Here is a 26862-nt window from a genome sequence, read left to right as displayed (position 1 = left end):
GCCCGAAGAGCGCCGAGATCGTCGAGATGATCAAGGCCGTCGCGCCGGCCCACGGCGTTCCCACCTGGTTTGCGCTCCGCATTGCCAAGGTCGAATCCAACTACAATCCGCGCGCCCGCGGCACGCATGGTGAACTGGGCCTTTACCAATTGAAGTGCTCCACCGCCCGCGAGGTGGGCTTCCGCGGCAACTGCTCCACCCTGCTCAATCCCACCGTCAACATCGAATACGGCCTGAAGCACCTCTCGCTCGCCATCCAGAAGTCGAACGGCGACCTGCGGATGGCCGCCTCCAAGCACAATGGCGGCCTCGGCCGCACCCGGCTCGTCGCCTCCTACGTCGCCAAGGTATTCTGACGAACGGAGTTCGCCCCGGCTTCAGGGCCGGCGGCTGGCCTGCCAACGGGCCCGTGACAGGCTGAGGTTTGTCACGGGAACTTCCCTCCCTTGCGCCTTCGAGAAGCTGCTGCAGGGACCCACCACCTCAAACCCCAGCTTTTCCAGGATCCGCGCCGAGGCGGCATTGCCGTTGTGGTAGCAGGAGACAAGCCTGTCGTGTCCGGCGCGGAGAAAGGCATCGTCCACCATGGCGCGGCCGGCCTCGCTGCCGATCCCCCGGCCCCAGACCCGCTGGGAATACCAGTAGCCCAGCTCGGCATCGCCCTTCTCCTCGCTCCATTCATAGGAAATGACGCCGACGAGTTCGCCCGGATGGGCCTTCTCCTCGACCGCCGCAACCCGCGATCGATTGTTGAGGGTGCCAACGAAGCGCACGAAATCCAGGGCGTCATCGAGGTGGTAGGGATGGGGAATGCGCGCCGTGTTCCGGACGATGGCAAAATCATTCATTTCCCGCAGCAACACGGGAACGTCGCTTTCGGCGACGGGGCGGAGGGTGAGCCGTGCGGTTTCCAGGGGTCCGGCCATGGTCGTCTCCAAACGAAAGGGGAGCGGATGGTGTCCCATCTGCTCCCCTGATGCAACGCCGGAGGACCGGCCATGCGGATGCTTCCTGCCTTATTCGGCGGCCTTGGGCGCGATCACCGAGACAACCTGCTTGTTGTCCTTGGTGCCGCGGAATTCCACCGTGCCGGCGACGCGGGCGAAGATGGTGTGGTCACGGCCCATGCCGACGCCCGTTCCGGGGTGCCACTTGGTGCCGCGCTGGCGAAGGATGATGTTGCCGGGAATGGCCTGCTCACCGCCGAACAGCTTGACGCCGAGACGGCGGCCAGCGGTATCGCGGCCGTTGCGGGATGAACCGCCTGCTTTCTTGTGTGCCATGGTTCAGAACTCCTCTCGGTTACTCGGCCCGGGCGCGGTCGGTCTTGGCGCGGGGCGGCTTGCCGGCCAAGAGCTCCTTGGCCTGCTCGATCCATTCTTCACGGGCCACGCGGCCCTTCTGCTTCAGGTGCGCTTCGACCTTCTCGACATCCGCCGCCGACATGTTGGCGATGGCGGCGAAGGTGTTGAAGCCCAGTTCGCGCAGGCCCTTCTCCATCTTGGGGCCAACGCCGCCAATGAGGGAGATGTCGTCGGACTTGCCGTCACCGGCAGGCGCGGCAAGCGTCTGGGCAGCCGGAGCGGCCTCGGCCTTCTTTTCCGCCTTGGGCTTGGCAGCCGCCGGCTTGGCGCCGCCCGTCAGGATCTCGGTGATGGTCACCGAGGTGAGGAGCTGGCGATGGCCGTTGCGGCGGCGGTAGTGCTTGCGGCGGCGCTTCTTGAAAATATAGACGGTGTCGGACTTTTCCTGCTTGGCGATTTCCGCCACCACCGTGGCGCCGGCCACGAAGGGCGCGCCGATCTCGACCGTGCCGCCGTTGCCGACCATGAGCACGTCCGTGAACGTGACCTGATCGCCGGCCGCGCCGTCGAGCTTTTCAATGCTGATCTTGTCGTTGGCGGCAACGCGATACTGCTTGCCGCCCGTCTTGATGACTGCGTACATTCTCTTCCTTCTTTCCCGCGCCGGACGGAGCCGCTTCTTAACCCTATGGAAAAGCGGTCTTTTTTCAAATTGCTTCGGTGAGAAGCCGGGTACCCTGGGGCAGCGCCATATGTTTTGGCGGCCGGAAAGCCGCCAAACGTGGGGGCTTACTGACGAATTGCCGGGAAAAAGTCAAGCGGCAGGGCGTTGGGGAATCCGTCCGGCTTGCGCCCGCCGGGCGTTGTGGCTTGAATGCGCCACCCCGGAGTTATGAGTCGATGATCCACCGCCTGCTGATCCTGCTCGTCGCGGCACTTGTCCTTGCCGCTCCCGCCGCCCTGGCGGGAACGGGCAAGACCTCCACCAACAGCCCGGCCGTGGTGATCGGCCCGTCCGAGCCCCCGATGCAGGTGCTGATCGTCCAGGGAACGGGCGACTGCAGCAGCGCCTGCCCGCAGTGGATCGCGGCGCAAGGGGAAATCACCGCGGCAAGCCCCGGACGCTTCGCCAAGGTCCTGCGCCAGATGGGCAAGCGCAAGCTTCCCGTGATCCTCAATTCGCCGGGCGGCTCGATCGCTGCCTCCCTCGAAATCGGCCGGATGATCCGCAAGGCGGGGCTTGATGTCGCCATCGGCCGCACCAGCATCCTGGGCTGCCCGCCGCTGGCCGCCTCCTGCAAGAAGGCCAAGGCCCGCGATGGCGTCTACGTGGGCATCGCCTCCACCGCCGTGTCCTATTGCAATTCCGCCTGTCATCTCGTGCTGGCGGCGGGCACCCAGCGGCTGGTGCCGCCGGGAAGCTCGGTCGGCGTCCACCAGGCCCGCACCGTCTGGAACCGCGAGGTGGTGACCTACCGGGAGCGCTACCGCATCGTGGCCGGCGAGAAGCAGGTGATCGACCGCAAGGTGGTGAGCCGCAAGCCCGCCAAGCCCAAGATCACCTACGGCTACGACAAGTCGCTCCGCCGCACTCTCACCTCCTATTACAAGACCATGGGGATCGACCCCGCGGTTCTGGCCGAAGCCGAGAAGGCCTCCTTCAAGGACATCAATTTTCTGAACGCGGCAGAACTCGACCGCCTGCGCCTCCGGACCAGCGGCGCGGGGCTGGGCACGCTGGTGGGCAAGGGCCGTTGCCAGAAATCGCCGCTCCCCGCCAACTGCCAGGCAAGTGCCGTGAGTGCGGTCACGCAATAACTCAAGACACTTTAGGGCAAGGCATTGCGCTCGACGAGGCCGACGAGCCCGTCCATGATCCGGTTCAGGTCATAGTCCTTGGGCGTGTAGACGGCGGCGACGCCCAGCTGCTTCAGCACATGGGCATCCTCCTCCGGGATGATGCCGCCCACCACGACGGGCGCGGAAATGTTCCGTGCACGGAGCTTCTGCATCACCTCGCGGACCAGGGGCACATGGCTGCCGGAGAGGATCGAGAGGCCGAGAATGTGGACGCGGTCGGCTTCCGCCTTGGCCACCAGTTCATCCGGCGTCATGCGAATGCCGTCGTAGACGACCGCAAGGCCGATGTCGGCGGCGCGGGTAGCGATCTGTTCCGCACCATTGGAATGGCCGTCGAGGCCGGGCTTGCCGACGAGGAAACGGGGTTGCGTGCCAAGCACCTGCGCGAGCTTCGCCACACGGCCGCGAAGTGCTTCAAGTGAACCTTGAGCAGCCTCGCTGCTGCTGAGGCTGACACCCGTGGGCGCACGGAACTCGCCGAAGACGGCGCGCAACGTCTGGCCCCATTCGCCCGTGGTGACGCCGGCCTTTGCGCAGGCAATCGACGGCTCCATGATGTTGCGGCCGGCCTTCGCCGCCTCCTTCAATGCGGCCAGCGTGCGTTCGACGGCCCCTGCATCGCGCCTGGCGCGCCACGCCTTCAGGCGTTCGATCTGGCCGAACTCCACATCGTCCTTCACCGTCATGATGGCATTGCCGGCGGCAAGCGGCGACGGCTCTCCGCTGGTGAAGACGTTGACGCCAACGACTTTCGTCTCGCCCGACTCGATGGCGCGCAGCCGCGCCGTGTTGGAGGCGACCAGTTCCTCCTTCATGTAGGCGAGGCCCTTGAGCGAGGCGGCGCCCCCGAGAGATGACACCTTCGCCATCTCGGCACGGGCGGCCGTCTTCAATTCATCCACCTTCGCGGAGATCACCGCACTGCCATCGAAAATGTCGTCATGCTCCAGCAGGTCGGTTTCGAAGGCCATGATCTGCTGCATGCGAAGCGACCACTGCTGGTCGAAGGGCCGCGGCAGGCCGAGCGCCTCGTTCCAGGCGGGCAGTTGCACGGCGCGGGCCCGCGCCTTCTTGGACAGCACCACGCCCAGCATCTCGATCAGGATGCGGTAGACGTTGTTCTCCGGCTGCTGCTCGGTGAGGCCGAGGGAATTGACCTGCACGCCGTAGCGGAAGCGGCGGAACTTCTCGTCGGTCACGCCATAGCGCTCACGCAGCAGATCGTCCCAGAGATCGACGAAGGCGCGCATCTTGGAGAGTTCGGTGATGAAGCGGATACCGGCATTGACGAAGAAGGAGATGCGGCTCGCCACGATCGGAAAGACCGATGCAGCAATGTCGGGCGAGGCTTTGCAGGCGTCGAGCACGGCGGTTGCGGTCGCAAGCGCGAAGCCCAGTTCCTGCGCCGGCGTCGCCCCTGCTTCCTGCAGGTGATAGGAGCAGATGTTGACCGGATTGAACTTCGGCATCTCCTGCGTGGCAAAGGAAATGGTGTCGACGGTCAACCGCAGCGACGCCTCCGGCGGGAAGACGTAGGTGCCGCGGGCGAGGTACTCCTTGATGATGTCGTTCTGGGTGGTGCCCTGCAGCTTTGCGCGCGGCGCGCCCTGCTCTTCCGCCACCGCCACATAGAGTGCCATCAGCCACGCCGCCGTGGCATTGATGGTCATGGAGGTATTCATCTCGGCCAGCGGGATGCCGTCGAAGAGGGTGCGCATGTCGCCGATGTGGGAGATGGGAACGCCCACCTTCCCCACCTCGCCCGCCGCCCGCGGATCATCGCTGTCATAGCCCGTTTGCGTCGGCAGGTCGAAGGCGACCGAGAGGCCGGTCTGGCCCTTGGAGAGATTGGTGCGGAACAGGCGGTTGGACTCCTCCGCCGTGGAGTGGCCCGCATAGGTGCGCATCAGCCAGGGTTGGTCAGCCATGGAGAGACCGGTTCTTTTGCATTGCAACAGGGAAGCATGGCCCCTGCCGCGCTGCAACTCCACTTTGGTGCAGCCTGGCCCGATGCCCCTAGGGCAGGTTGTCGCCCGAGGGGCGGTATCCGAAGATGAGGAAGAGCAGATAGGCCATCACCAGCTGCCCCGGGATCGCCAGCACGATGCCACGCTGGAAGGGCCCCGTGTCAGGCAGCACCACCTCCCGGCTCATGCCGTTGCTGTAGAGCCCCGCTGCGAAGAGCATGACCACGGTCACGCCTGTCAGGATGCGGTTGTCCCGCCTGAGCAGGCCGGTCACCACGAAGCTGCTGACGGCGGTCAGGAGACAATTGCCGATCAGCACGGTGGCCGATGGCGACCATGTTTCCGCAAACGGAAACAAGGCCGCGTAAGCCTCGAAAAGAAAAGTCACAGAACCGCCCCCGGTTACATGGTGGGACAGGCCGGTTTCCCGGTTGCCATCCCAAGAATGAGTAGACCGGGGTTGACCGGCGCGGTCAAGATGCCGCGCGAGGGTGGTCCGCACGGACCATGGACTAATGGTGCAATGCAAAATAGTCTCGGGGCGGACTAGACTGTCCCTCCGACCCACCGACCTGCACAGAGGACGCCATGACCGCAGCCCTACACAAGCTCTCTCCCGCCACGGGCAAGTCTGTCTATGCGGTGGGCGAGATCCCGCCGCTTGGCCATGTGCCGGAAAAAATGCACGCCTGGTGCATCCGCCAGGAGCGCCACGGTTCGCCCGACACCGCCATGCAGGTGGAAGAGGTGCCGACCTGGGCGATCGGCGAAGACGAGTGCCTCATCCTGGTGATGGCGGCGGGCGTCAATTACAACGGCGTGTGGGCCGCCCTCGGCAAACCCATCTCGCCCATCGACGGCCACAAGAACCCCTATCACATCGCCGGCTCCGACGCGTCGGGCGTTGTCTATGCCGTGGGCTCCAAGGTGAAGCGCTGGAAGGTGGGCGACGAGATCGTCGTCCACTGCAACCAGGATGACGGCGACGATGAGGAGTGCAATGGCGGCGACCCCATGTTCTCGCCTTCGCAGCGGATCTGGGGCTACGAGACGCCGGACGGGTCCTTCGCGCAGTTCGCCCGCGTGCAGGCGCGCCAGCTTCTGCCCAAGCCGAAGCACCTCACGTGGGAGGAGAGCGCCTGCTACATGCTCACCCTCGCCACCGCCTACCGCATGCTCTTCGGCCACCGCCCGCATGTGCTGAGCGCAGGCCAGAGCGTGCTCGTGTGGGGCGCCTCGGGCGGGCTTGGTTCCATGGCGGTGCAGCTCGCTGCAACGACGGGTGCGAACGCCATCGGCGTTGTATCCGAAGAGGACAAGCGCGACTTCGTGCTGGGCCTGGGCGCACGCGGCGTCATCAACCGCAAGGACTTCAAGTGCTGGGGCGCCATGCCCCAGGTGGGCACGCCGGAATACAATGCCTGGGTCAAGGAAGCGCGCGAGTTTGGCAAGGCGATCTGGAACATCACCGGCAAGGGCAACAACGTCGACATGGTCTTCGAGCATCCGGGCGAATCGACCTTCCCGGTCTCGGTGCTGATGACCAAGCGCGGCGGCATGGTGGTGATCTGTGCGGGCACCACGGGCTTCAATCTCACCATGGATGCGCGTTACCTCTGGATGCACCAGAAGCGGGTGCAGGGTTCGCACTTCGCCAACCTCATGCAGGCCTCGGCGGCGAACCGCCTGGTGGAGGCGCAGCGCATCGATCCCTGCATGTCGGAGGTCTATGCCTGGAACGACATTCCGCTCGCCCACATGAAGATGTGGAAGAACGAGCACCGCCCCGGCAACATGGCGGTGCTGGTCTCGGCGCCGCGCACCGGCCTCAAGAACTTCGACGACACGGTGGAAGCCGCGGGCGGGTGAGATGATTGCGTGGCGCATGCTTCGAGGCCGCTGCGCGGCACCTCAGCATGAGGGTGTCGTATGCACCTCATCCTGAGGTGCGAGGCGGAGCCGAGCCTCGAAGGATGCGCAACACTATTTTCCTTTCCGTCACCCCCGCGAAGGCGGGGGCCCAGCTTCCTTCATTCGTATACGTGTTCCGCCAAAGCTGGATTCCGGCTCGCGCGCGGCATCTCGCTTTCGCTCGATCAAGGCGCGCGTCCGGAATGACGGTACACAAAAACGGAGTGAGCGCCCCCTCACTCCCTGAGATCAGGCTTGTCGGGGACGGAGTTCAGTTCCGAGAGGAGATGCAGCACGCGGTTCACCTCGCCGCCGAGGATCAGCACCAGTGCGGCGAGATAGAGAAAGAACATCGCCGCGAACAACCCCGACAGCGAGGCATACGTCGAGGTGAAGGTGTGGAACTGCAGCAGCCACCAGGAGAAGCCGAAGGCGAGCGCGCCCCACACCACAACGGTCAGCAGCACGCCGGGCAGGATGCGGAGGAACGGCATGCGCTTGGCCGGCAGCACCACGTGAGCCGCCATCACGCCGATGAAGAGCACCAGCAACGCGAGGGGAATTCGCATCTGCTGCAGGGACTCGAACTTCGCCGCGATGGCGATGCCATGGCCCGCCGCATAGCGGAGGGCGAGCGGCAGGAGCACGATGAGAACCGAAAAGGCGACGAACAGGACCGCCGCCGCGACGACGAAGACGATGTCGATGAGATAGACATACCAGGCGGGCCGGCGGTCCTTCAGGTCATAGGCGCGGTTGAGCCCGACGCGGACCGAGTCCACCCCCGCCATTGCGCTCCAGATCGTCAGTAGTGCGGCGATGCTCAAGAGGTCGGCGCGCGGCACGGTGAGGATCGAGGTGATTTCGCCAGAGAGCGGCTTCACCAGCGCATCCGGCACCACGTCGATGAGGAAGGTGACCGCCGTGCGGGCCTGGTCCTCGGTGCCGATGAAGCCGGCAAAGGCGGTGAGGAAAATGAGGAAGGGAAAGATCGAGAACAGGGTGCGGAAGGCGATGTTGCCGGCCAGCGGCACGGCCTCGTCCGCGAAGAGACGCCGGAAGGTCTTGGCGACGAGGCGGAGCGGGCTCAACCCCGCAATGCCGCCGCTGCCGTGCCGGGGAGACTGTTCTTCGGTCATCTCAAACACTTATCCCATAGGAAGGCGGCCTTGAAAACGGGTCGCATGGCAGCAATGCACAAGCCTGTTTCGGTCACTGCGGTTGTGGCGTTTTGGCGGAAGGCAAGGCAATGCTGCCGGCCATGCCAGTCCGGTTCACCCGCCTCATCGTCACCGCCGCCCCTGCCCTCTTCGTCGTCATGTGGGCGACGGGCTTCATCGCGGCGCGGCTGGCCGCACCCCATGTGGAACCCTTCACCTTCCTCGCCATCCGCTTTCCCATTGCGGCCGCCCTCTTCGCCCTGATCGCCGTGGCCTCGAAGGCGCCATGGCCCTCGCCCCGCCTTGCGCTCCATGCCGGTGTGACGGGGGCACTCATCCACGCCGTCTATCTCTCCACCATATTCTGGGCGGTGGCGCACGGATTGCCGGCCGGTGTCTCGGCGCTGATCGTGGGCTTGCAGCCGCTCCTCACCGCCTTCATAGCCTCGGGCTTCGTGGGCGAGGAGATCGCGCCCCGCCACTGGTTCGGCCTCATCGTCGGGCTCATTGGCGTGGGCCTCGTGATCTCGCCCAAGCTTTCGCTTGCCTCGATCGACGGCATCACGCCGGCAACGACGCTCGCCTGCCTCGGCGGCACGGCGGCCATCGCCTTCGGCACGGTATACCAGAAGCGCTTCGCCACCGGCCTTCACATCGCAAGCGGCGGGGTGTGGCAATATGTGGGAGCTTCGCTCGTCATGTTCGCCGCCGTGGCGCTGTTCGAGGACGGCCGCTTCGACGGCACCTTCAATGCCTGGTTCGCGCTGGCCTGGTCGGTGCTGGTGCTGTCGCTGGGAGCGATCTCGCTCCTCATGCTGCTCATTCGCCAGGGCGAGGTCGCCAAGGTCTCGAGCCTGATGTTCCTCGTTCCCGCTGTTGTGGCGCTGATGGCCTACGGCCTCTTCGACGAGACGCTCAATCTCGTGCAGATCCTCGGCATGGCGGTCTGTGCCGCCGCCGTGATCATTGTCAACCGGCGGCGACAGGCGGCGTCCTGAGTTCATCAAGCGCGGCCTTGGCGCGGTCGCGGTGGGCCTGGGTGATGTGGCTGCGGACGAGGCCGATGGCGCCCATCAGGACGGCCATGTCGTCGGTGAAGCCAAGCGCAAGAATGACATCGGGGATCACGTCGAAGGGCATGATGAAATAGGCAAGCGCGCCAAAGAGCGTGGCCTTCACCTTGAAGGGCGTGGCCGCATCGGTTGCGCAATACCAGGCGGCGAGCAGCTCATCGGCAAAGGGTATGCGCGCCACGTTGCGCGTCAGCTTCGGCCAGAAGCCTTCACGGACCAGGGTTTCGGTGCGGTCGTCAGACATGTCTCTGCCCTCCCCGTTGCGAGAGGACTCACAGATGGGAAGACCGGCGCGGATTTCAAGAGCCGGGCGATCAGGGGCCGCGGTGGGTGAGCCAGAGCACGCCCATGAGGATGACGATGGCGGCAAACTGCAGGATGACGCGCCAGCGCATGAACGACTGCGAACGGTTGGGCGAGCCACCCCGCATCATGTTGGAAAGGCCGAGGACAAGCACCACGGCAACCGCGGCGACGGCAACGTAACTCAGGGCATTGGCAGCAAACATGGCGTCTCCTTAGCCGATCCGGCGCGGCGGGGAAAGGAATTGGAAAGGCACAACTCCGTGAAGGCAGGCAGGGCCTCAGCTGTTCCGCTCGGCGAAGCGGTCGAGCAGGCCCGACGGCAGGATGCGCCGCATGAAGGCCGCCACATGGGTGGGTATGGTGACATAATAGTGGGCCCGGGGGTTGGGCTTCTCCAGCGCCAGGATGAGCTTGGCGAGCACCGCTTCGGGCGGCAGCTTGAACTTGCCGGTGCCGCCTTTGTCGAGGCGGCGGCGCTGCTTCTCGAAATCCGCCTTGTAGTGCGAATGGGTCATGTCGATGTTCTTCTCGAAGGCGGCGCGCGCATTCTTCACGAACATGCTGCTGATCGGACCCGGATTGATGGTCACCACCTTGATGCCGCTGCCGCGGAGTTCCAGCCGCATCGTATCGGTGAGGCCTTCGAGCGCGAACTTCGAGGCGTTGTAGGGCCCGCGGTACTTGAGGGCGAGGATTCCAAGCACCGACGAGCATTGCACGATCCGGCCCTCGCCCGCTTTCCGCATCATCGGCAGCACGGCGCGGGTGAGCTGGTGCCAGCCGAAAAAATTCGCCGCGAACTGTTCCTCGAGCACGGCGCGCGGCACGTCTTCCACCGCACCAGGCTGGCCGTAGGCCCCGTTGTTGAAAAGCGCATAAAGGCTGCCGCCGGTGCGCTTCGTCACCTCGGCAACGCAAGCCTCGACGCTCTCGGGGAAGCGGTAGTCGAGGGCAATGGCCTCGAGGCCTTCGCTTTCGAGACGCTTGAGATCGGCCTCGCTTCGCGCCGTGGCGAAGACGCGGTAGCCGCGCTGCTTCAGCCCGTGGGCGCAGGTGTAGCCGATGCCGGTGGAGCAACCGGTGATGAGAATCGTCTTCTGGGTCATGGCGGATGTTTAGGAGGGATGGCGAAGGGAGACAATTGCGCGCGTGGCGCATGCTTCGAGGCCGCTCCGCGGCACCTCAGCATGAGGAATGAATTATCCCCTCACCCTGAGGTGCGCGGGCCGCGCCCGCGCCTCGAACGGTGGGGGGCGGGTGTGATCAATTCGACCCGTCCAGCAGCCGCTTCGCGATCACCTGCGCCTGGATTTCGGCGGCACCTTCGAAGATGTTGAGGATGCGGGCGTCACACAGCACGCGGCTGATCTGGTATTCGAGCGCGAAGCCGTTGCCGCCGTGGATCTGCACGGCGTTGTCGGCATTGGCCCAGGCGACGCGCGCGGCCAGCAGCTTGGCCATGCCCGCTTCCACGTCACAGCGCTTGCCCTCGTCCTTTGCCGCGGCGGCGCGATAGGTGAGAAGACGGGCGCCGTGGGTTTCCGCCGCCATCAACGCCAGCTTGTCGGCGACGCGTGGGAACTGCACGATCGGCTTGCCGAACTGCACGCGGTCCTGCGCGTATTTCAGGCCGAGATCGAGCGCGTTCTGCGCCACGCCCACGGCGCGTGCTGCGGTCTGGATGCGGGCGCTCTCGAAGGTCTGCATCAGCTGCTTGAAGCCCTGCCCTTCCACCCCGCCCAGAAGATTTCCGGCCTTCACCTCGAAATCCTCGAAGCGGATCTCGAACTCCTTCATGCCGCGATAGCCCAGCACCTCGATCTCGCCGCCGGTCATGCCCTTGGCAGGGAAGGGCTCGGCATCACTGCCGCGCGGCTTTTCGGCGAGGAACATGGAGAGGCCCTTGTAGCCCGGTTCATTCGCATTGGTGCGGGCGAGCAGCATCATCAGGTCGGCGCGCACGGGATGCGTGATCCAGGTCTTGTTGCCGGTCACCTTGTAGACGTCGCCCTCGCGCACGGCGCGCGTCTTGAGTGATCCGAGATCAGAGCCCGTGTTGGGTTCGGTGAAGACGGCCGTCGTCAGAATCTCGCCCGAGGCGATGCGCGGCAGCCAGTGGCGCTTCTGCTCTTCGGTGCCGCCGCAGAGAATGAGCTCGCTCGCGATCTCGGCCCGCGTACCAAGCGAGCCCACGGCGATCCAGCCGCGCGACAGTTCTTCCGAGACGACGCACATGGACTGCTTGGAGAGCGCCAAGCCGCCATGTTCTTCCGGCAGGGTGAGCGCGAAGACACCAAGCTCTGCCAGTTCCGCAATGATCTCGAGCGGCACATAGGCGTTGCTGCGGTGCCAGCCGTGGGCATGGGGCGCCACCTTGTCGGCAACGAAGCGGTTCATCGACTGGCGCATGTCCTCAAGCGCGGGGTCGAGGCCGGAGGAGCCAAGGATGTCGGCGGCGGCCTTGGCCCGCAGCGCCTCCGTTACTTCGGTCCGCCGCTCCGCCGTGTTGCCGTTCCTGAAAAGCGCAAGCCCGCGAATCGCCGTGAGCGAGGCCTCCGACAGGCCCAGCTCGTGGGGGCGGATCGTCTCCTGCTGGTTGAGCGGAATGCCGCCTGCAATCTGGCTGAGGTAATCCCCCGCCAGAACTGCGGCGAGCGCCTGGTCGGCCGCCGTCCAGGCGCTGCCGAGCTGTTCGGCATGGGCCGCAAGCGCGGCAAAGGTTTCGGCATAGGTGGCAAGCCAGGAGATGCCGTGGGCGAGGTGCTGCTCGCGGTCGAAGGCCTCCGCGCTGCGGTCGCCCGCCAGCTTCACCCGGAGATGCGCAATCGCCTGCGGAACGAGTTCGGCCACCCGCGCATGGGCCTCGTGAAGGTCGCTGGCAATCGTCACACCTGTTCTCCCGGTCTGTTTCCTGAAACGGAAAGGCTATGACGGCGGATGCTGCGCCGCAACATCACCTTTGGTCGCCCCTCGGGCGGGGGCCGCAGGGGGCTCGCATCCACAGGCTGCCGCATTTGGGCCGGAATTTTCCGCTCTAGGCAACATATCCCGCCGTTACACCCTGTTAACGGTTCGGATCATATGGTTAACGGATGAAGATGCGCGGCGTTTTTCCAGCTTTCTTGATCGTGCTCGGCCTCTCCTCGGCGGCCCTGGCGCAATCTGCAGACGAACCGAAGAAGCTCGGCAGCTTCAAGGACTGGCAGGCCTTTACCTACAAGGCGCCGGACTCCAAGGTCTGCTTCGCCTTCTCGGAGCCCAAGAGCTCCAAGTCCACCCGCGAGGCCAAGCGCGGGCCCATCCGCTTCATCGTCACCAACTATCCCGGCCGCAAGGTGCAGGGCCAGATCTCGACCATCATCGGCTATCCCTTCAAGGACGGCTCCACCGTGCAGCTCGTCATCGACGACAAGGAGTTCACCCTCTACCCCGTGGGTGACACCGCCTGGGCCGAAAAAGACGATGCCGACATCGTCGCCGCCATGAAGGACGGCAAGACGCTCAAGGTCTCGGGTACCAGCTGGAAGGGCACCCAGACCACCGACAGCTATTCGCTGGCGGGCATTTCCGCTGCGATCGACGAGATCGACAGCGCCTGCAAGTAGGGCCTGCGATGACGGCGCGGCGGCGTCTTCTCGGTCTTCTCCTTGTTCCCCTGCTGGCACTGCTGGCGCCGGTCTCCTCCGGCCATGCCGAAGCCTCCTGCTCCACCGAGGAACATGAGGGCCGCAGCTACGACGTCTGCCGCTTCGATCCCGCCACGCAACCGCTCGAACTCTTCAACCTGAACGACAACGGCGAGCCCATCGGCACCTTCTCGGCGCTCGCGGCAAAGCTGGCGGGCGACGGCAAGCGACTCACCTTTGCCATGAACGCCGGCATGTTCGACGACAAGCTGCACCCCATCGGGCTCTACGTGGAGCGTGGCCAGACCCTGAAGAAGCTGAACCGGCGGAACGGCTTCGGCAACTTCCACCTGAAGCCCAACGGCGTCTTCTTCATCGAGGACGGCAAGGCGGCAGTGATGGACTCCGAGAGCTTCGCCAAGTCAGGCGTGAAGCCCGACTTCGCCACCCAATCCGGCCCCATGCTGGTGATCAACGGCAAGATCCATCCGAAATTCTCGCCAACCGGGACCTCGGCCAAGGTCAGGAACGGCGTGGGTGTCACGCCCTCGGGCGAGGTGGTTTTCGCCCTCTCGGAGACGGCCGTCACCTTCCACCAGTTCGCAAGCTTCTTCCGCGACGGGCTGGGCACGCCGAACGCGCTCTTCCTCGACGGCACCATTTCGAGCCTCTACTCCACCGACCTCCGCCGCAACGACGGCTTCCTGCCGCTCGGCCCCATGGTGGGCGTTTACGAAGAGAAGTGAAGGTTTTACGGCGGATTTGATTTTGTGCCCGCAAGGGGCTAACTCCCGGCCAATCCCCGGACGCATCTGTATTTCATTCGTCCCAACCCCATTTCTTTCCGATCCATCATGCCGACGCTCATTGCCAACCTGCCGGAACGCTATATCCAGAACGACATGCGGCCCTCGCTTGCAGGGCTGACGCGCGACCAGCTGATGGAGATGCTGGCGCGCGTGGGCGTGCCGGAGAAGCAGCGCAAGATGCGGGCAAACCAGCTCTTCCACTGGATCTACCACAAGGGCGTCACCTCGTTTTCGGCGATGACCAACATCGCCCGCGAACTCCGCGAAAAGCTGGACGAGGCCTTCCAGATCGCCCGGCCCGAGATCGTCACCGAACAGAAGTCCTCCGACGGCACGATGAAGTGGCTGCTGCGGCTTGCCCCCGATGCCCGCGGCCAGCGTCACGAGATCGAGACCGTCTATATCCCCGAGGAAGACCGCGGCACACTCTGCATCTCCTCCCAGGTCGGCTGCACGCTCACCTGCACCTTCTGCCATACCGGCACGCAGACGCTGGTCCGCAACCTGACCGCCGAGGAGATCGTGGGCCAGATCATGCTCGCCCGCGACCGCATCAAGGACTGGCCGGATGACCTTGCCGCCAATCCGGCACCACCCTCCTCCGGCCGCTACATCACCAACGTGGTGCTGATGGGAATGGGCGAACCCCTCTACAATTTCGACAACGTGAAGCAGGCCATGGAACTGGCGAGCGACGGCGAGGGCCTGTCGCTCTCCAAGCGGCGCATCACGCTTTCGACCTCCGGCGTGGTGCCCGAGATTGCCCGTGCCGGTGACGAGATCGGCACCATGCTGGCGATCTCGCTCCACGCCACGACCGACGAGATCCGCAACAAGCTCGTTCCCCTCAACAAGAAGTATCCGCTGGCGGAATTGCTCGAGGCCTGCCGCAACTATCCCGGGGTCTCGAATGCGCGGCGCATCACCTTCGAATACGTGATGCTGAAGGGCGTGAACGATTCCAGGGACGACGCCAAACGGCTGGTGAAATTGCTGGCCGGCATTCCCGCCAAGATCAACCTCATTCCCTTCAATCCCTGGCCCGGCACGCAATATGAATGCTCGGACTGGGAGACGATCGAGAGCTTCGCCGAGATCGTGAACCGGGCGGGCTATGCGAGCCCGGTGCGCACTCCCCGCGGTCGGGACATCATGGCCGCCTGCGGCCAGCTCAAGAGCGAAAGCCAGAAGATGCGGGCCAAGGAGCGGCTGGCGGCGGGTCTGGCGTAAGCGATCTGTTCACCGCGGCGCCAAGGACCCCATACCCAAATCACTTCAAGTATGATCTAGGGTTGTGCCGTTAAGGCAACACAAAGGACCCCCCGAATGTTCAAGACGATGGCGATGGCTGCGGCCCTCCTCGCGCTCGCGGCACTTCCCGCCAAGGCGGAAGTGATCGACCTCTCCACCATCAAGTGCTCGGATCTCGCCAAGATGAGCGACGATGAAGGCAGCTACCTGATGATCTGGCTGCACGGCTATTACGGCGGCAAGGCCGGCGACACCACCATGGACACCGACTCCTTCGCCGAATCCGGCAAGGCGATCGGTGAGGCCTGCGCCCAGTCCCCCGAACTCGGCCTGATGACCGTCATCAACCAGATCGAACAGGACGGCGAAAGCCAGTAACCCCCGGTTCAGGGCAAGCAAGACCCCCTCGCGCCACGGACGATCAAATCAGAACGATTTGAGAGAGGAAAGTTGCGCCAGAGAGAGTGATCTTGCCTGCCCTTTTTGGCCCGTGTAAGGCCCATTCTCGAAGCGTCCCCCGGCCCTTGCGGGGGACCATCCGGGAAACATCATGTCCAAGCAGAAGATCAACAAGGTCGTGCTCGCCTATTCCGGCGGCCTCGACACCTCCATCATCCTGAAGTGGCTCCAGACCGAGTACAACGCCGAAGTGGTGACCTTCACCGCCGACCTCGGCCAGGGCGGCGAACTCGAGCCCGCCCGCAAGAAGGCGGAGATGCAGGGGATCAAGGAAATCTTCATCGAGGACCTGCGCGAAGAATTCATCCGCGACTTCGTCTTCCCGATGTTCCGCGCCAATGCCGTGTACGAGGGCGTCTACCTGCTCGGCACGTCGATTGCCCGTCCGCTCATCGCCAAGCGCCTGATCGAAATTGCCGAGAAGACCGGCGCCGATGCCATTTCCCACGGCGCCACCGGCAAGGGCAATGACCAGGTGCGCTTCGAGCTCACGGCCTACGCCCTCAACCCCGACATCAAGATCATCGCGCCCTGGCGCGAATGGGCCTTCAAGAGCCGCACCGACCTGATCGAGTTCGCGGAGAAGCACCGAATCCAGGTGGCGAAGGACAAGCGCGGCGAGGCCCCCTTCTCGGTCGACGCCAATCTTCTGCACTCGTCATCCGAAGGAAAGGTGCTCGAGGATCCATGGATCGAGCCGCCGCCCTACGTCTATCAGCGCACCATCGCGCCGGAGGATGCGCCCGACACGCCGACCTACATCGAGATCAGCTTCAAGAACGGTGACCCCGTGGCGATCAACGGCAAGGCCATGTCGCCCGCCACGCTGTTCACCGAACTGAACCGCCTCGGCCATGACAACGGCATCGGCCGTCTCGACCTCGTGGAGAACCGTTTCGTCGGCATGAAGTCGCGCGGTGTGTACGAAACACCGGGCGGCACCATCCTGGCAACGGCGCACCGCGCCATGGAGTCGATCACGCTCGACCGTGAGGCAGCGCATCTCAAGGACTCGCTGATGCCGCGCTATGCCGAGCTCGTCTACTACGGTTTCTGGTTTGCGCCCGAGCGCGAGATGCTGCAGTCCCTCATCGACAAGAGCCAGGAGCATGTGGAGGGCGATGTGCGCCTCAAGCTCTACAAGGGCAATGTCATCGTGGTGGGCCGCCGCTCGCCCAAGTCGCTCTACAAGAACGATCTCGTGACCTTCGAGGACGACCGCGGCGCCTATGATCAGAAGGACGCCGCCGGCTTCATCCGTCTGAACGCGCTCCGCCTGCGCACGCTCGCCGCCCGGAAAAGGAATACGTGAGACCGATCATCTGATCGTCAAATAAAGTCTCTCCATGGCCGGGCCACACCCTCATGCTGAGGTGCATTGCGACAGCAATGCCTCGAAGCATGAGTCGCGTGGCGCACCCTTCGAGGCCGCTCCGCGGCACCTCAGGGTGAGGAATGCCAGGAGTGGGTGAGGGACTCACGCCTTCCACGTCACGCTCCTCCCGGTCGTCATTCCGGACGCAGCACCTGATCGAGCGCACGCGAGATGTCGCGCGCGAGCCGGAATCCAGCTTTGGTTGATCACGTGTTGAAAGTGGAACCTGCGCGCCCGCCTACCCGCGCTTCCGTCGCGACTTGGCAAAGGTATCGAACGCGACCGCGAGCACGATGATCACACCGATGATGATCTGCTGCACGTAGCTCGAGACGTTCATCAGCACGAGGCCGTTGAGCAGCACGCCGATGAGGAGCGAGCCCACCACCGTGCCGAAGATGGTGCCGGCACCCCCGAACAGGCTGGTGCCGCCAATCACCACGGAGGCAATCACGGTCAACTCATAGCCCGTGCCCGCCACGGCTTCCGCCGAGTTCAATCGCGCCGCCAGCACGAAGGCGCCGAGGCCTGCAAAGAAGCCCATGATCACATAGACGCTGCAGATGATGCCGTTGACGTTGAGGCCCGACAGCCGGGCCGCTTCCGGATTTCCGCCCACCGCATAGACGCGCCGCCCGAAGCGGGTGTAGCGGAGCACGATGTGGGCGATGATCGCCGCCACGAGGAAGATGATGACGGGCACCGGCACCGGGCCGATCTTGCCCTGGCCCCACCAGGTGAAGGCCTTGTCGAAGCCGCTGATCGGGCCGCCTGCGGCGAAGAGCAGTGCAGCCCCGCGGAACACCGACATGCCGCCCAGTGTCACGACGAAGGGCGGCACCTTGAGCCGCGTGATGGAATAGCCCTGGATGTAGCCGCCGATGAGGCCGACGGCGATCGCCGCCAGTGCCGCCAGCGGCCAGCCGTAACCCACGGCATCGTCGCCCACGGTGAAGCGGTCCTGCATGCCGCCCTTTGCGACGGCCGCAGCGACGAGGCCCGCGAAGGCGAGGAGCGAACCCACGGAAAGATCGATGCCGGCAGTGAGAATCACGAACGTCATGCCGATCGCCAGAAGCCCGGTGATCGACACCTGACGCATGACGTTGAAGAGGTTGATCGACGACATGAAGCGCGGCTCGACGATGGCGAAGACCGCCATCAGCACCAGCAGGAAGATGAGCGGCGCAAAGCGGGCGATGAAGCCGAAGGCGTCGAATGAGGTGTCCGTCGCGGGGGCGGGTGAGCCGGTGGTCGACATCGGGTATTCTCTCCTAGGCCGCTTTGGGCGTGGACATGGTCATGAGCGTCATCAGCTGTTCCTGCGTGGCGCCCGGCCCCGGCACATCTCCGGTGACGCGGCCCTCGCGCATGGTGACGATGCGGTCGGCAAGGGACAACACCTCCGGCAATTCGGAGGAAATGACAATCACCGCGATGCCTTCCCTTGCCATTTCGATGAGCAGATTGTGGACCTCGACCTTGGCGCCGACATCGATGCCGCGCGTCGGTTCGTCGACGATGAGCACATTGGGGCGGAGCGCCAGCCAGCGCGCCAGCACCACCTTCTGCTGGTTGCCGCCCGAGAGGTTCCCGACGAGCTGTTCGCCCGAGGTCATGCGGATGTTGAGCTTGCGGCGGTAGTCTTCAACGAGGGCCGCTTCCTTGCTCGAACTGATGAAGGGACCCCAGCCGCTGATCTGGTCGTGGGCCGCCATGGAGAGATTGGTGCGGATGGCAAGCCCGAGGAACAGCGCCTGCTGCTTGCGGTCTTCCGGCACAAGGCCGATGCCTTGTGCAATCGCATCCGAAGGGCTGGCGATGCGAACAGGTTTGCCGCCCACGAAAACCTCGCCCGAATCGAGCGGATCGGCGCCGAAGATGGCGCGGGCGGATTCGGTGCGGCCGGCACCGACAAGGCCGGCAAGGCCGAGGATCTCGCCCTTGTGAACCTTGAAGGCGACATCGTGGAGTTCGATGGCGCTGGCGTCGGTGGCCTTGCGGCGGCGGTTGAGGCCCTTCACCTCAAGCGCCACCTCGCTCTGCGCGAAGCTGCCCTGACGGTGGGCGAGAAGGCCCACGTCGCGGCCCACCATCATGCGGATGATGCCTTCGATCGAGGTTTCGGCGACGCGGCCGTCACCCGCATTGCGGCCATCGCGCAGCACGGTGTAACGGTCGCAGATCTCGAAGACCTCTTCGAGGCGGTGGGTGACGAAGATCGTTGAAATGCCTTCCGCCTTGAGGCCGCGCACGATGGTGAAGAGCTTCTCCACCTCCGAGCGGCTCAGTGCCGAGGTGGGCTCATCCATGACGATGATGCGCGACTTCATGGAAAGGGCACGGGCGATTTCCACCATCTGCTGCTCGGCGACTGCAAGATCGCGCACCCGGGTGCCCGGATCGCGGTCGAGGCCGATCCGCTTCGAGATCTTGCGGGTCTCCTCTTCCATCAGGCTGTGATTGACGAAGAAGCGCGAGCCCAGCTCGCGGCCCACGAAGACATTCTCCGCAATCGACATGTCGGGGGCGAGGGTGAATTCCTGGTAGATGGTGACGATGCCCGCCCGCTGCGCATCCTGCGGCGTGGCGAAGACGGTGTCCCTGCCATCGAGCGCGATGGTGCCGGTATCGGGGGCCTGCGCGCCCGAGAGGATTTTCAGCAGCGTGGATTTGCCGGCCCCGTTCTCGCCGAGGAAGGCGTGGATTTCGGCGGGCCCCACCGCGAAGTTCACGTTCTCAAGCGCCTTCACGCCCGGAAAGGACTTCGAGATGCCCGTCATCTGGAGAAGGGGCGCGGCTGCGTGCGGCTCTGTCTGCATCAAAGTGAGAGGCCGGAGGATTGCTCCTCCGGCCATGATCGCGTATCGCGTTACTTCACTTCGCCGAGGCGTTCGGCGATGTTCAGGTTGTCCTTGGTCACGGCAACCGGCGTGAGCAGGATCACCTTCTCGGCCGGCTTGGTGCCGTCCTTGAGGAAGCTGGTCAGCGTCTGCACGCCAAGCGAGCTCTGCTTGCCGGGGAACTGCTCGATCGTTGCCGTGAGGCCGCCGTCACGCACCTGGGCCAGGGCTTCCGGCAGGGCATCGAAGCCGATGATGGCAATGCTCGAGAGGTTGCGGGCCTTCACCGCTTCCATGGCGCCAAGCGCCATGTCGTCGTTGGCGGCGACGATCACCTTCGGCGGTTCGGCAAGGCCGGAGAGGGCCGCTTCGGTGACCGAGAGGCCCTTGTCGCGGGCGAAGCCTGCGGTCTGCTCGAAGACGATCTTGTACTTGGCATCGCCGTCAAGCACGTTGTGCAGGCCCTTGTTGCGGTCGATGGCGGGTGAAGCGCCGGACTGGCCCTGCAGGTTCACGATGGTGGCGCCATCGGGGAACATCTGCTTGATCAGGTTGCCCTGGGCTTCGCCGCCCTTGACGTTGTCGGCGCCGATGTGGGCGAGAATGCCGTCAACCGAAGGCACGCGGCGGTCAACCGTGACAACAGGAATGCCGGCTTCCACGGCCTGCTGAAGCGCGGGCGCCATGGCGTCCACTTCATTGGGGCTGATCACGATCCCCTTCACGCCCTGGGCAATCGCCGCTTCGATGTCGGCGGTCTGCTTGGGCGACGAGACCTGGCCGTCGCTTTCCACGGGCTCATAGCCCTGGGCGCTGATCTCGGCCTTGAAGGCGTTCATCATGTGCACGAAGAAGGGGAAGCTCAGACCCGGCACCGAGGCCAGGATCTTGTCGGCAGCGAGTGCGGTGCCTGCCCCGCCCACGAGCGAGAGAGCAGCAACACCGGCAAAAAGGGTACGGCGAGTAAGACGCGTCATCATAGTGGTTCCTCCCAGGGCCATTCGGCCAATTTGTTACGCCAGACTATTCGGCATGCGGAACATGCGCAAACTGTTATATCAGTTAAAGAGTGGCATGTGTATGGCTGACATGCACGATACACAGCGCAGGAAAATGAGCGATCATGCAGCGCAGCATCGGATGTGCGGTGCGAAAGCTGGGGAGGTCGGTTGCTGGCAGCTATCGCTTCACCCTCCCCCTTGCGGGGAGGGTTGGGGTGGGGGTCTGGTGGTCTCACAGGAATGATTTGTACTGAGCGCAGATGATGAACGCACAGCGCAACCCCCGCCCTTGATCCCTCGCCGCAAGGGGGAGGGAGATGAGTCACCGCACATAAACGCGCGCGCCCACGGGCACGCTGCCGTAGAGCTCGAAGACATCTTCATTCAGCATGCGGAAGCAGCCGGATGACGCCGCCTTGCCGATCGACCATGGTTCATTGGTGCCGTGAATGCGGAAGAGTGTGTCGCGGCCGTCGCGATAGAGATAGAGCGCGCGTGCACCCAGCGGATTTTCCGGCCCGCCCTTCACCTGCACCGGCAGCTTCGGATTGCGTGCGCGCATGTTGGCGGTCGGAGTCCACGTGGGCCATTTCGCCTTGCGGCCCACCACCGTGGTGCCTGTCCAGCCCACGCCTTCGCGGCCAACGGCAATGCCGAAGCGGATCGCCTTGCCGTTCCCTTGAATGGAATAGAGATGACGGTCCTTCACCGAGACGACGACGGAGCCCGTCTCCTCCGGCCCGCTCCAGCGCACGTCGCGGCGGCGGAACTCCGGCGGAATGCGCTCGAGGTTCATGAGCTGGATGTCGAAGGGCTGCTCGGGAATGATCCCGATCACCCATTCGGCCTCGTCGATGTCCTTGCGGGCGAATGCGGCGCGCGGAACCAGAAGGCCCGCCGCGCCTGCGATGAACAACCGCCGCTTCATCCGGCCCGGCAGCGGCGTCAGTGATTGTCGCGCGGCACCGGGTGAACCTTGGCCACCCGCTGGAACTTCACCGCGCCCTTCATCACCATGCCGTGGGAGAGCTGGTCCACTTCCTTGCGGAAGATTTCCTGCCACGGGGTTTGTGATTCCGGCACCTTGTAGCCGCCATTCTTCTCCAGTTCGGCGCGGCGCTTCGCAATCTCTTCGTCGCTCACCAGCATGTTGCAGTCGCCGGTGTTGAGGTCGATGCGCACCCGGTCGCCGTTCTTCAGAATGGCAAGACCACCGCCTGCTGCCGCTTCCGGCGAGGCATTGAGGATGGAGGGCGAGCCCGAGGTGCCGGACTGGCGGCCGTCACCGACACACGGCAACGAGCGCACGCCCTTCTCGAGCAGATAGTTCGGCGCGCGCATGTTCACGACTTCCGCCGCGCCCGGATAGCCGAGCGGGCCCACGCCGCGGATGAAGAGGATGGTGTTCTCGTCCACACCAAGCTTCTTGTCGTCGATGTTGGCGTGATAGTCCTCCGGCCCGTCGAAGACGATGGCCTTGGCCTCGAAGGCATTCGGGTCCTTCGGGTTGGAGAGATAGCGCTGGCGGAATTCTTCCGAGATCACGCTCGTCTTCATGATGGCGCTGTCGAAGAGATTGCCCTTCAGCATCTTGAAGCCGGCAGTCTTCTTGAGCGGGTCGTTGAACTCGCGGATGACTTTGCGGTTCCACGAGAACTTGCCCTTGCAGTTCTCGCCGATGGTCTTGCCGTTGGCGGTGATGCAGTCCTCGTGGATCTTGCCCGCCTTGATCAGTTCGGCCACGACGGCAGGAACACCGCCCGCACGGTGGAAGTCCTCGCCCAGGTATTCACCGGCCGGCTGCAGGTTGACGAGAAGCGGCAGGTCGTAGCCCTCCTTCTCCCAGTCGATCACGTCGAGCTCGAGGCCGAGGTGGCGGGCGATGGCGTTCAGGTGGTTGGGCGCATTGGTGGAGCCACCGATCGCGGTGTTGACGCGGATCGCATTCTCGAAGGCCTTGCGCGTCATGATCTTGGAGGGGGTGAGGTCTTCGTGCACCATCTCGACGATGCGCTTGCCGGTTTCGAAGGCCATCTGCCCGCGCTCGCGGTAGGGCGCGGGGATCACGGCGTTGCCCGGCAGCGACATGCCGAGCGCCTCGGCGAGGGAGTTCATGGTCGAGGCCGTGCCCATGGTGTTGCAATAGCCGGTCGATGGCGCCGAGGAGGCGACGAGATCGACGAAGCCGTTGTAGTCGATCTCGCCCGTGGCCAGCTTCTCACGCGCCAGCCAGACGATGGTGCCGGAGCCGGTGCGCTGGCCCTTGTAGTCGCCGTTCAGCATCGGGCCGGAGGAGAGCGCGATCGCGGGGATGTCGACGGTCGCGGCCGCCATCAGGCAGGCGGGCGTGGTCTTGTCGCAGCCGATGGTCAGCACCACGCCATCGAGCGGATAGCCGTGCAGCACTTCGACGAGCGAGAGATAGGCGAGGTTGCGGTCGATGGAGGCGGTGGGGCGCTTGCCCGTTTCCTGGATGGGATGAATGGGGAATTCGAGCGGGATGCCGCCCGCCGCCGTGATGCCGTCGCGCACACGGCGCACCCAGTCCACATGGGCGCGGTTGCAGGGCGACAGGTCGGAGCCGGTCTGGGCGATGCCGATGATCGGCTTGCCGCCCTGAAGTTCACCTTGCGTGAAGCCGTAGTTGAGATAGCGTTCGATGTAGAGGGCCGTCATGTCGGCGTTGGCAGGGTTGTCAAACCAGGCCTGCGAACGGAACTTCATCTTGGACGGGGTCTTCGGGGTGCTGCTCATATGGGCCTCTGGTGAAAAACTGGGCAAGAATTGTCATACAATAGATAAGCGGGAGAGGGGCGGTCCGTCCACCTGTTTTGAAAATTTGACCATTTGAACAAAATCTGTCATCGTCCGCGATAATCAAAAAATGTCTCACGGAGGAGACGCAGATGGCTGTGAAGAAGAAAGCCACCGCAAAGCTGCCGGCGAAGGTCATCAGGAAGGCCGTCGCCGCCGCCGTCAAGGCGGTGAAAGGCAAGGCTGCCGCCAAGCCTTCGGCGGCCCACGGCAAGACCCCACCCAAGGGTGCCGCCAAGGCCCCGGCAAAAGCCGCGAAGCCCGCCGTTCCCCCTCCGAAAAAACTCAAGCCTGCCGACGTCCGGCCCGGACGCCTGAGCCCCGCGGCCTATGCCGAGAATTTCTCCGATCTCCATCCCCGCTTCAGCGACCACGAGGCGCTGGTCGAGGCCGATCGCTGCTTCTTCTGCCACGATGCGCCGTGCCAGACCGCCTGCCCCACCTCGATCGACATTCCCCTCTTCATCCGTGAAATCCAGGCGGGCCACCCGAAGTCGGCAGCGAAGACCATCTTCGACCAGAACATCTTCGGCGGCATGTGCGCCCGCGTGTGTCCCACCGAGACGCTGTGCGAAGAGGTCTGCGTGCGCAACACCTCGGAAGGCAAGCCCGTCAAGATCGGCATGCTGCAGCGCTACGCCACCGATGCGGCGATGACCGAGCGCAAGCATCCCTATGGCCGCGCCCGCCCCACCGGCAAGAAGGTGGCGGTGGTGGGTGCAGGGCCCGCGGGCCTCGCCTGCGCCCATCGCCTCGCCATGCGCGGCCATGACGTCACCGTCTTCGAGGCCCGCGAGAAGGCAGGCGGCCTCAATGAGTATGGCATCGCCGCCTACAAGAGCGTCGATGACTTCGCCCAGCGCGAGGTGGACTTCATCCTCTCGATCGGCGGCATCACCATCGAGCACGGCAAGTCGCTCGGCAAGGAACTCTCGCTCAGTGAGTTGCAATCGCAGTTCGATGCCGTCTTCCTCGGCATGGGCATGCAGGGCGTGAATGCGCTCGGCACCCGCGACGAGAATGCGAAGGGGATCGAGGACGCGGTCGACTACATCGCCGAACTCCGCCAGGCGAAGGACCTCGCCAAGCTTCCCGTGGGCCGCAAGGTGCTGGTGATCGGCGGCGGCATGACGGCAATCGACGTCGCCGTGCAGTCGAAGCTTTTGGGCGCGGAAGAGGTGACCATCCTCTACCGCCGCGGCCAGGAGCACATGAAGGCGAGCCGCTACGAACAGGAACTGGCCCAGACCCGCGGCGTCAAGATCAGGCATTGGGTGGCGCCCAAGAAGGTCGTCACGGCCGATGGCGAAGTGCGCGGCCTCGTCTGCGAATACACCAGGGACGCGGGCGGCAAGCTTGCCAGCACCGGCGAGACCTTCACGCTTGATGCCGACATGATCTTCAAGGCGATTGGCCAGAGCTTCATCGACGTCATGGGCGGCCAGCTTGCCCTCGAGAGCGGCAAGCTTCAGGTCGACGCCGACCGCCGCACCACCGTGCGCGGCATCTGGGCGGGTGGCGACTGCGCCGCGGGCGGCAAGGACCTCACTGTCGCCGCCGTCGACGATGGCCGCCGCGCCGCCGAATCCATCCACGCATTCCTGAGCGCCTGAGGGAGGACTGACCCATGGCTGACCTTCGCACCACGTTCCTTGGCATCAAGTCGCCGAACCCGTTCTGGCTCGCATCCGCGCCGCCCACCGACAAGGAATACAACGTCGTCCGCGCCTTCAAGGCGGGCTGGGGCGGTGTCGTGTGGAAGACGCTGGGCGAGGACGGCCCGCCCATCGTCAACGTCAACGGCCCGCGCTACGGCGCCATCCACGGCCCCGACCGCCGCCTGCTCGGCCTCAACAACATCGAGCTCATCACCGACCGTCCGCTCGAAGTGAACCTCCGCGAGATCAAGAAGGTGAAGCGCGAATGGCCCGACCGCGCCATGATCGTCTCGCTCATGGTCCCCTGCGAGGAAGAGCCGTGGAAGAAAATCCTGAAGCGCGTCGAGGAAACAGATGCCGACGGCGTTGAACTGAACTTCGGCTGCCCCCACGGCATGAGCGAACGCGGCATGGGTGCCGCCGTGGGCCAGGTTCCGGAATACATCGAGATGGTGGCCCGCTGGTGCAAGCAGCACAGCCGCATGCCCGTGATCGTCAAGCTCACCCCCAACATCACCGACATCCGCTATCCGGCCCGCGCCGCACTGCGCGGCGGCGCCGATGCGGTGTCGCTCATCAACACCATCTCCTCCATCGTCTCGGTCGACCTCGACAACTTTGCGCCGATGCCGACGATTGACGGCAAGGGTTCGCACGGCGGCTATTGCGGCCCGGCAGTGAAGCCCATCGCCCTCAACATGGTGGCGGAAATTGCCCGCGATGCGGAAACCCGCGGCCTTCCCATTTCGGCAATCGGCGGCGTCACCACCTGGCGCGATGCGGCGGAATTCATCGCCATGTCGGCTGGCACGGTGCAGGTCTGCACCGCGGCCATGACCTATGGCTTCCGCATCGTCGAGGAAATGAAGTCGGGGCTTGCCCGCTGGATGGACGAGAAGGGCTACCGCACCATCGACGACTTCCGCGGCCGCGCCGTGCCCAACGTCACGGACTGGCAGTATCTCAACCTCAACTATGTCGCCAAGGCGAAGATCGACCAGGACCTCTGCATCAAGTGCGGCCGCTGCTATGCCGCCTGCGAGGACACCTCGCACCAGGCGATCATGAAGGAGAAGGACGGCAAGCGCCACTTCGAGGTCATGGACAACGAGTGCGTGGCCTGCAACCTCTGCGTCGAGGTCTGCCCGGTCGAGAACTGCATCACCATGGTGCGGCAGACGAGCGGTGTCGATCCGCGCACCGAGAAGCCGATCTCGCCCGACTACGCCAACTGGACGACGCACCCCAACAACCCCATGGCCCGCAAGGCGGCGGAGTAGCCGGTCGCCGGCTTCCATTCGGGCGCCGCACTCCAGGGTTGAATCGGATCAGAGGCTCTCACGCCGTTCGGTGGCGGGGGCATGTGTATGCATGTCAGGGTAAGGCTGGGCACCGGGAACAACGAAAGGCCAGAGTTGTTCTGCAAGGAGTGCCCTGACGCCGGA

At 64.6% G+C, this 26862-nt stretch carries 26 protein-coding genes; 11 read left to right on the top strand and 15 right to left on the bottom strand.

Annotated features, from left to right (window positions below):
• The first annotated feature begins 26 nt into the window (after positions 1 to 26).
• Positions 27 to 356, top strand: a complete 330-nt coding sequence (locus QM801_RS18495; RefSeq protein ID WP_415020678.1) for a lytic transglycosylase domain-containing protein — start codon at positions 27 to 29, stop codon at positions 354 to 356.
• 21 nt (positions 357 to 377) lie between these two features.
• Here QM801_RS18495 and QM801_RS18490 read toward each other — a convergent pair whose 3' ends face one another.
• The 3 genes from QM801_RS18490 to rplU all read right to left on the bottom strand — a co-directional run bounded on the left by QM801_RS18490 (position 378) and on the right by rplU (position 1947).
• Complete coding sequence (locus tag QM801_RS18490; protein WP_415020677.1) at positions 378 to 926, bottom strand: GNAT family N-acetyltransferase; 549 nt, start codon at positions 924 to 926, stop codon at positions 378 to 380.
• Between the two features lie 90 nt (positions 927 to 1016).
• Complete coding sequence (gene rpmA, locus QM801_RS18485; protein WP_415020676.1) at positions 1017 to 1283, bottom strand: 50S ribosomal protein L27; 267 nt, start codon at positions 1281 to 1283, stop codon at positions 1017 to 1019.
• Positions 1284 to 1302: 19 nt separating this feature from the next.
• On the bottom strand, positions 1303 to 1947 hold the full coding sequence (gene rplU / locus QM801_RS18480; protein WP_415020675.1) for a 50S ribosomal protein L21: 645 nt from the start codon (positions 1945 to 1947) through the stop codon (positions 1303 to 1305).
• A gap of 257 nt (positions 1948 to 2204) precedes the next feature.
• On the opposite strand from rplU, the gene QM801_RS18475 reads away from it, so the two are divergent.
• Positions 2205 to 3122, top strand: a complete 918-nt coding sequence (locus QM801_RS18475; RefSeq protein WP_415020674.1) for a hypothetical protein — start codon at positions 2205 to 2207, stop codon at positions 3120 to 3122.
• 11 nt (positions 3123 to 3133) lie between these two features.
• Here the strand turns inward: QM801_RS18475 and QM801_RS18470 are convergent, their stop codons facing one another.
• Both QM801_RS18470 and QM801_RS18465 read right to left on the bottom strand, forming a co-directional pair.
• Positions 3134 to 5092 (bottom strand): methylmalonyl-CoA mutase family protein, encoded by a 1959-nt coding sequence (locus QM801_RS18470; protein ID WP_415020673.1) that lies wholly within the window; start codon positions 5090 to 5092, stop codon positions 3134 to 3136.
• A gap of 88 nt (positions 5093 to 5180) precedes the next feature.
• Complete coding sequence (locus QM801_RS18465; protein ID WP_415020672.1) at positions 5181 to 5519, bottom strand: hypothetical protein; 339 nt, start codon at positions 5517 to 5519, stop codon at positions 5181 to 5183.
• A 200-nt stretch (positions 5520 to 5719) separates the two neighbouring features.
• Here QM801_RS18465 and ccrA point away from each other — a divergent pair, with 200 nt between their 5' ends.
• Positions 5720 to 7000: a crotonyl-CoA carboxylase/reductase gene (gene ccrA / locus QM801_RS18460; protein ID WP_415020671.1), complete on the top strand. Its 1281-nt coding sequence runs from the start codon at positions 5720 to 5722 to the stop codon at positions 6998 to 7000.
• A gap of 278 nt (positions 7001 to 7278) precedes the next feature.
• Here the strand turns inward: ccrA and QM801_RS18455 are convergent, their stop codons facing one another.
• Positions 7279 to 8181, bottom strand: coding sequence for a YihY/virulence factor BrkB family protein (locus QM801_RS18455; protein ID WP_415020670.1), 903 nt, complete (start codon positions 8179 to 8181; stop codon positions 7279 to 7281).
• Positions 8182 to 8303: 122 nt separating this feature from the next.
• Here QM801_RS18455 and QM801_RS18450 point away from each other — a divergent pair, with 122 nt between their 5' ends.
• Positions 8304 to 9200 carry a DMT family transporter gene (locus QM801_RS18450; protein WP_415020669.1) on the top strand — a complete coding sequence of 299 codons (897 nt, stop codon included), beginning with the start codon at positions 8304 to 8306 and terminating at the stop codon, positions 9198 to 9200.
• On the opposite strand, the gene QM801_RS18445 is transcribed toward QM801_RS18450, so the two are convergent.
• The 4 genes from QM801_RS18445 to QM801_RS18430 form a co-directional block, all read right to left on the bottom strand.
• Positions 9172 to 9519 carry a YkvA family protein gene (locus QM801_RS18445; protein ID WP_415020668.1) on the bottom strand — a complete coding sequence of 116 codons (348 nt, stop codon included), beginning with the start codon at positions 9517 to 9519 and terminating at the stop codon, positions 9172 to 9174. The two genes, QM801_RS18450 and QM801_RS18445, sit on opposite strands and share 29 nt — an antisense overlap.
• A 70-nt stretch (positions 9520 to 9589) precedes the next feature.
• On the bottom strand, positions 9590 to 9784 hold the full coding sequence (locus tag QM801_RS18440; protein ID WP_415020667.1) for a twin transmembrane helix small protein: 195 nt from the start codon (positions 9782 to 9784) through the stop codon (positions 9590 to 9592).
• A gap of 75 nt (positions 9785 to 9859) precedes the next feature.
• Positions 9860 to 10687 carry an SDR family oxidoreductase gene (locus QM801_RS18435; protein WP_415020666.1) on the bottom strand — a complete coding sequence of 276 codons (828 nt, stop codon included), beginning with the start codon at positions 10685 to 10687 and terminating at the stop codon, positions 9860 to 9862.
• A 157-nt stretch (positions 10688 to 10844) separates the two neighbouring features.
• Entirely contained in the window at positions 10845 to 12470 is a 1626-nt protein-coding gene (locus tag QM801_RS18430) for an acyl-CoA dehydrogenase family protein (RefSeq protein ID WP_415020665.1), read from the bottom strand.
• A gap of 209 nt (positions 12471 to 12679) precedes the next feature.
• Between QM801_RS18430 and QM801_RS18425 the strand changes: the two genes are divergently transcribed.
• From QM801_RS18425 to QM801_RS18405, 5 genes are all read left to right on the top strand, one after another.
• Positions 12680 to 13186 carry an invasion associated locus B family protein gene (locus QM801_RS18425; RefSeq protein WP_415020664.1) on the top strand — a complete coding sequence of 169 codons (507 nt, stop codon included), beginning with the start codon at positions 12680 to 12682 and terminating at the stop codon, positions 13184 to 13186.
• A gap of 8 nt (positions 13187 to 13194) precedes the next feature.
• Positions 13195 to 13953 carry a phosphodiester glycosidase family protein gene (locus tag QM801_RS18420; protein ID WP_415020663.1) on the top strand — a complete coding sequence of 253 codons (759 nt, stop codon included), beginning with the start codon at positions 13195 to 13197 and terminating at the stop codon, positions 13951 to 13953.
• A gap of 108 nt (positions 13954 to 14061) precedes the next feature.
• Positions 14062 to 15246: a 23S rRNA (adenine(2503)-C(2))-methyltransferase RlmN gene (rlmN, locus tag QM801_RS18415; protein WP_415020662.1), complete on the top strand. Its 1185-nt coding sequence runs from the start codon at positions 14062 to 14064 to the stop codon at positions 15244 to 15246.
• A 96-nt stretch (positions 15247 to 15342) separates the two neighbouring features.
• Complete coding sequence (locus QM801_RS18410; protein ID WP_415020661.1) at positions 15343 to 15645, top strand: HdeA/HdeB family chaperone; 303 nt, start codon at positions 15343 to 15345, stop codon at positions 15643 to 15645.
• 172 nt (positions 15646 to 15817) lie between these two features.
• A complete protein-coding gene (locus QM801_RS18405; RefSeq protein WP_415020660.1) occupies positions 15818 to 17038 on the top strand; it encodes an argininosuccinate synthase in 1221 nt (406 codons plus the stop codon).
• Positions 17039 to 17339: 301 nt separating this feature from the next.
• Here the strand turns inward: QM801_RS18405 and QM801_RS18400 are convergent, their stop codons facing one another.
• The 5 genes from QM801_RS18400 to QM801_RS18380 form a co-directional block, all read right to left on the bottom strand.
• Positions 17340 to 18362: an ABC transporter permease gene (locus tag QM801_RS18400; protein ID WP_415020659.1), complete on the bottom strand. Its 1023-nt coding sequence runs from the start codon at positions 18360 to 18362 to the stop codon at positions 17340 to 17342.
• Positions 18363 to 18375: 13 nt separating this feature from the next.
• A complete protein-coding gene (locus QM801_RS18395; protein ID WP_415020658.1) occupies positions 18376 to 19923 on the bottom strand; it encodes a sugar ABC transporter ATP-binding protein in 1548 nt (515 codons plus the stop codon).
• 50 nt (positions 19924 to 19973) lie between these two features.
• Positions 19974 to 20924: a substrate-binding domain-containing protein gene (locus QM801_RS18390; protein WP_415020657.1), complete on the bottom strand. Its 951-nt coding sequence runs from the start codon at positions 20922 to 20924 to the stop codon at positions 19974 to 19976.
• A gap of 343 nt (positions 20925 to 21267) precedes the next feature.
• Positions 21268 to 21873 (bottom strand): L,D-transpeptidase, encoded by a 606-nt coding sequence (locus QM801_RS18385; RefSeq protein WP_415020656.1) that lies wholly within the window; start codon positions 21871 to 21873, stop codon positions 21268 to 21270.
• Positions 21874 to 21890: 17 nt separating this feature from the next.
• A complete protein-coding gene (locus QM801_RS18380) occupies positions 21891 to 23699 on the bottom strand; it encodes an IlvD/Edd family dehydratase (RefSeq protein WP_415020655.1) in 1809 nt (602 codons plus the stop codon).
• A gap of 152 nt (positions 23700 to 23851) precedes the next feature.
• Here QM801_RS18380 and QM801_RS18375 point away from each other — a divergent pair, with 152 nt between their 5' ends.
• Complete coding sequence (locus QM801_RS18375; protein ID WP_415020654.1) at positions 23852 to 25372, top strand: NAD(P)-dependent oxidoreductase; 1521 nt, start codon at positions 23852 to 23854, stop codon at positions 25370 to 25372.
• Positions 25373 to 25386: 14 nt separating this feature from the next.
• Complete coding sequence (preA, locus tag QM801_RS18370; RefSeq protein WP_415020653.1) at positions 25387 to 26697, top strand: NAD-dependent dihydropyrimidine dehydrogenase subunit PreA; 1311 nt, start codon at positions 25387 to 25389, stop codon at positions 26695 to 26697.
• The last annotated feature ends 165 nt before the right edge of the window (positions 26698 to 26862 follow it).

Origin of the sequence: Aestuariivirga sp., assembly GCF_047600585.1 — a bacterium.
Classification (GTDB): domain Bacteria; phylum Pseudomonadota; class Alphaproteobacteria; order Rhizobiales; family Aestuariivirgaceae; genus Aestuariivirga.
Note: the sequence above shows the minus strand (reverse complement) of the source record. Positions and strands in the feature narration are given on the sequence as shown.

Bases quoted from the DNA above. Each gene is read 5' to 3' on its own strand.
- QM801_RS18495 (WP_415020678.1), top strand. From the start codon at position 27: ATGATCAAGGCCGTCGCGCCGGCCCACGGCGTTCCCACCTGGTTTGCG.
- QM801_RS18490 (WP_415020677.1), bottom strand. From the start codon at position 926: ATGGCCGGACCCCTGGAAACCGCACGGCTCACCCTCCGCCCCGTCGCC.
- rpmA (WP_415020676.1), bottom strand. From the start codon at position 1,283: ATGGCACACAAGAAAGCAGGCGGTTCATCCCGCAACGGCCGCGATACC.
- rplU (WP_415020675.1), bottom strand. From the start codon at position 1,947: ATGTACGCAGTCATCAAGACGGGCGGCAAGCAGTATCGCGTTGCCGCC.
- QM801_RS18475 (WP_415020674.1), top strand. From the start codon at position 2,205: ATGATCCACCGCCTGCTGATCCTGCTCGTCGCGGCACTTGTCCTTGCC.
- QM801_RS18470 (WP_415020673.1), bottom strand. From the start codon at position 5,092: ATGGCTGACCAACCCTGGCTGATGCGCACCTATGCGGGCCACTCCACG.
- ccrA (WP_415020671.1), top strand. From the start codon at position 5,720: ATGACCGCAGCCCTACACAAGCTCTCTCCCGCCACGGGCAAGTCTGTC.
- QM801_RS18455 (WP_415020670.1), bottom strand. From the start codon at position 8,181: ATGACCGAAGAACAGTCTCCCCGGCACGGCAGCGGCGGCATTGCGGGG.
- QM801_RS18450 (WP_415020669.1), top strand. From the start codon at position 8,304: ATGCCAGTCCGGTTCACCCGCCTCATCGTCACCGCCGCCCCTGCCCTC.
- QM801_RS18445 (WP_415020668.1), bottom strand. From the start codon at position 9,519: ATGTCTGACGACCGCACCGAAACCCTGGTCCGTGAAGGCTTCTGGCCG.
- QM801_RS18440 (WP_415020667.1), bottom strand. From the start codon at position 9,784: ATGTTTGCTGCCAATGCCCTGAGTTACGTTGCCGTCGCCGCGGTTGCC.
- QM801_RS18435 (WP_415020666.1), bottom strand. From the start codon at position 10,687: ATGACCCAGAAGACGATTCTCATCACCGGTTGCTCCACCGGCATCGGC.
- QM801_RS18425 (WP_415020664.1), top strand. From the start codon at position 12,680: ATGCGCGGCGTTTTTCCAGCTTTCTTGATCGTGCTCGGCCTCTCCTCG.
- QM801_RS18420 (WP_415020663.1), top strand. From the start codon at position 13,195: ATGACGGCGCGGCGGCGTCTTCTCGGTCTTCTCCTTGTTCCCCTGCTG.
- rlmN (WP_415020662.1), top strand. From the start codon at position 14,062: ATGCCGACGCTCATTGCCAACCTGCCGGAACGCTATATCCAGAACGAC.
- QM801_RS18410 (WP_415020661.1), top strand. From the start codon at position 15,343: ATGTTCAAGACGATGGCGATGGCTGCGGCCCTCCTCGCGCTCGCGGCA.
- QM801_RS18405 (WP_415020660.1), top strand. From the start codon at position 15,818: ATGTCCAAGCAGAAGATCAACAAGGTCGTGCTCGCCTATTCCGGCGGC.
- QM801_RS18400 (WP_415020659.1), bottom strand. From the start codon at position 18,362: ATGTCGACCACCGGCTCACCCGCCCCCGCGACGGACACCTCATTCGAC.
- QM801_RS18395 (WP_415020658.1), bottom strand. From the start codon at position 19,923: ATGCAGACAGAGCCGCACGCAGCCGCGCCCCTTCTCCAGATGACGGGC.
- QM801_RS18390 (WP_415020657.1), bottom strand. From the start codon at position 20,924: ATGATGACGCGTCTTACTCGCCGTACCCTTTTTGCCGGTGTTGCTGCT.
- QM801_RS18385 (WP_415020656.1), bottom strand. From the start codon at position 21,873: ATGAAGCGGCGGTTGTTCATCGCAGGCGCGGCGGGCCTTCTGGTTCCG.
- QM801_RS18380 (WP_415020655.1), bottom strand. From the start codon at position 23,699: ATGAGCAGCACCCCGAAGACCCCGTCCAAGATGAAGTTCCGTTCGCAG.
- QM801_RS18375 (WP_415020654.1), top strand. From the start codon at position 23,852: ATGGCTGTGAAGAAGAAAGCCACCGCAAAGCTGCCGGCGAAGGTCATC.
- preA (WP_415020653.1), top strand. From the start codon at position 25,387: ATGGCTGACCTTCGCACCACGTTCCTTGGCATCAAGTCGCCGAACCCG.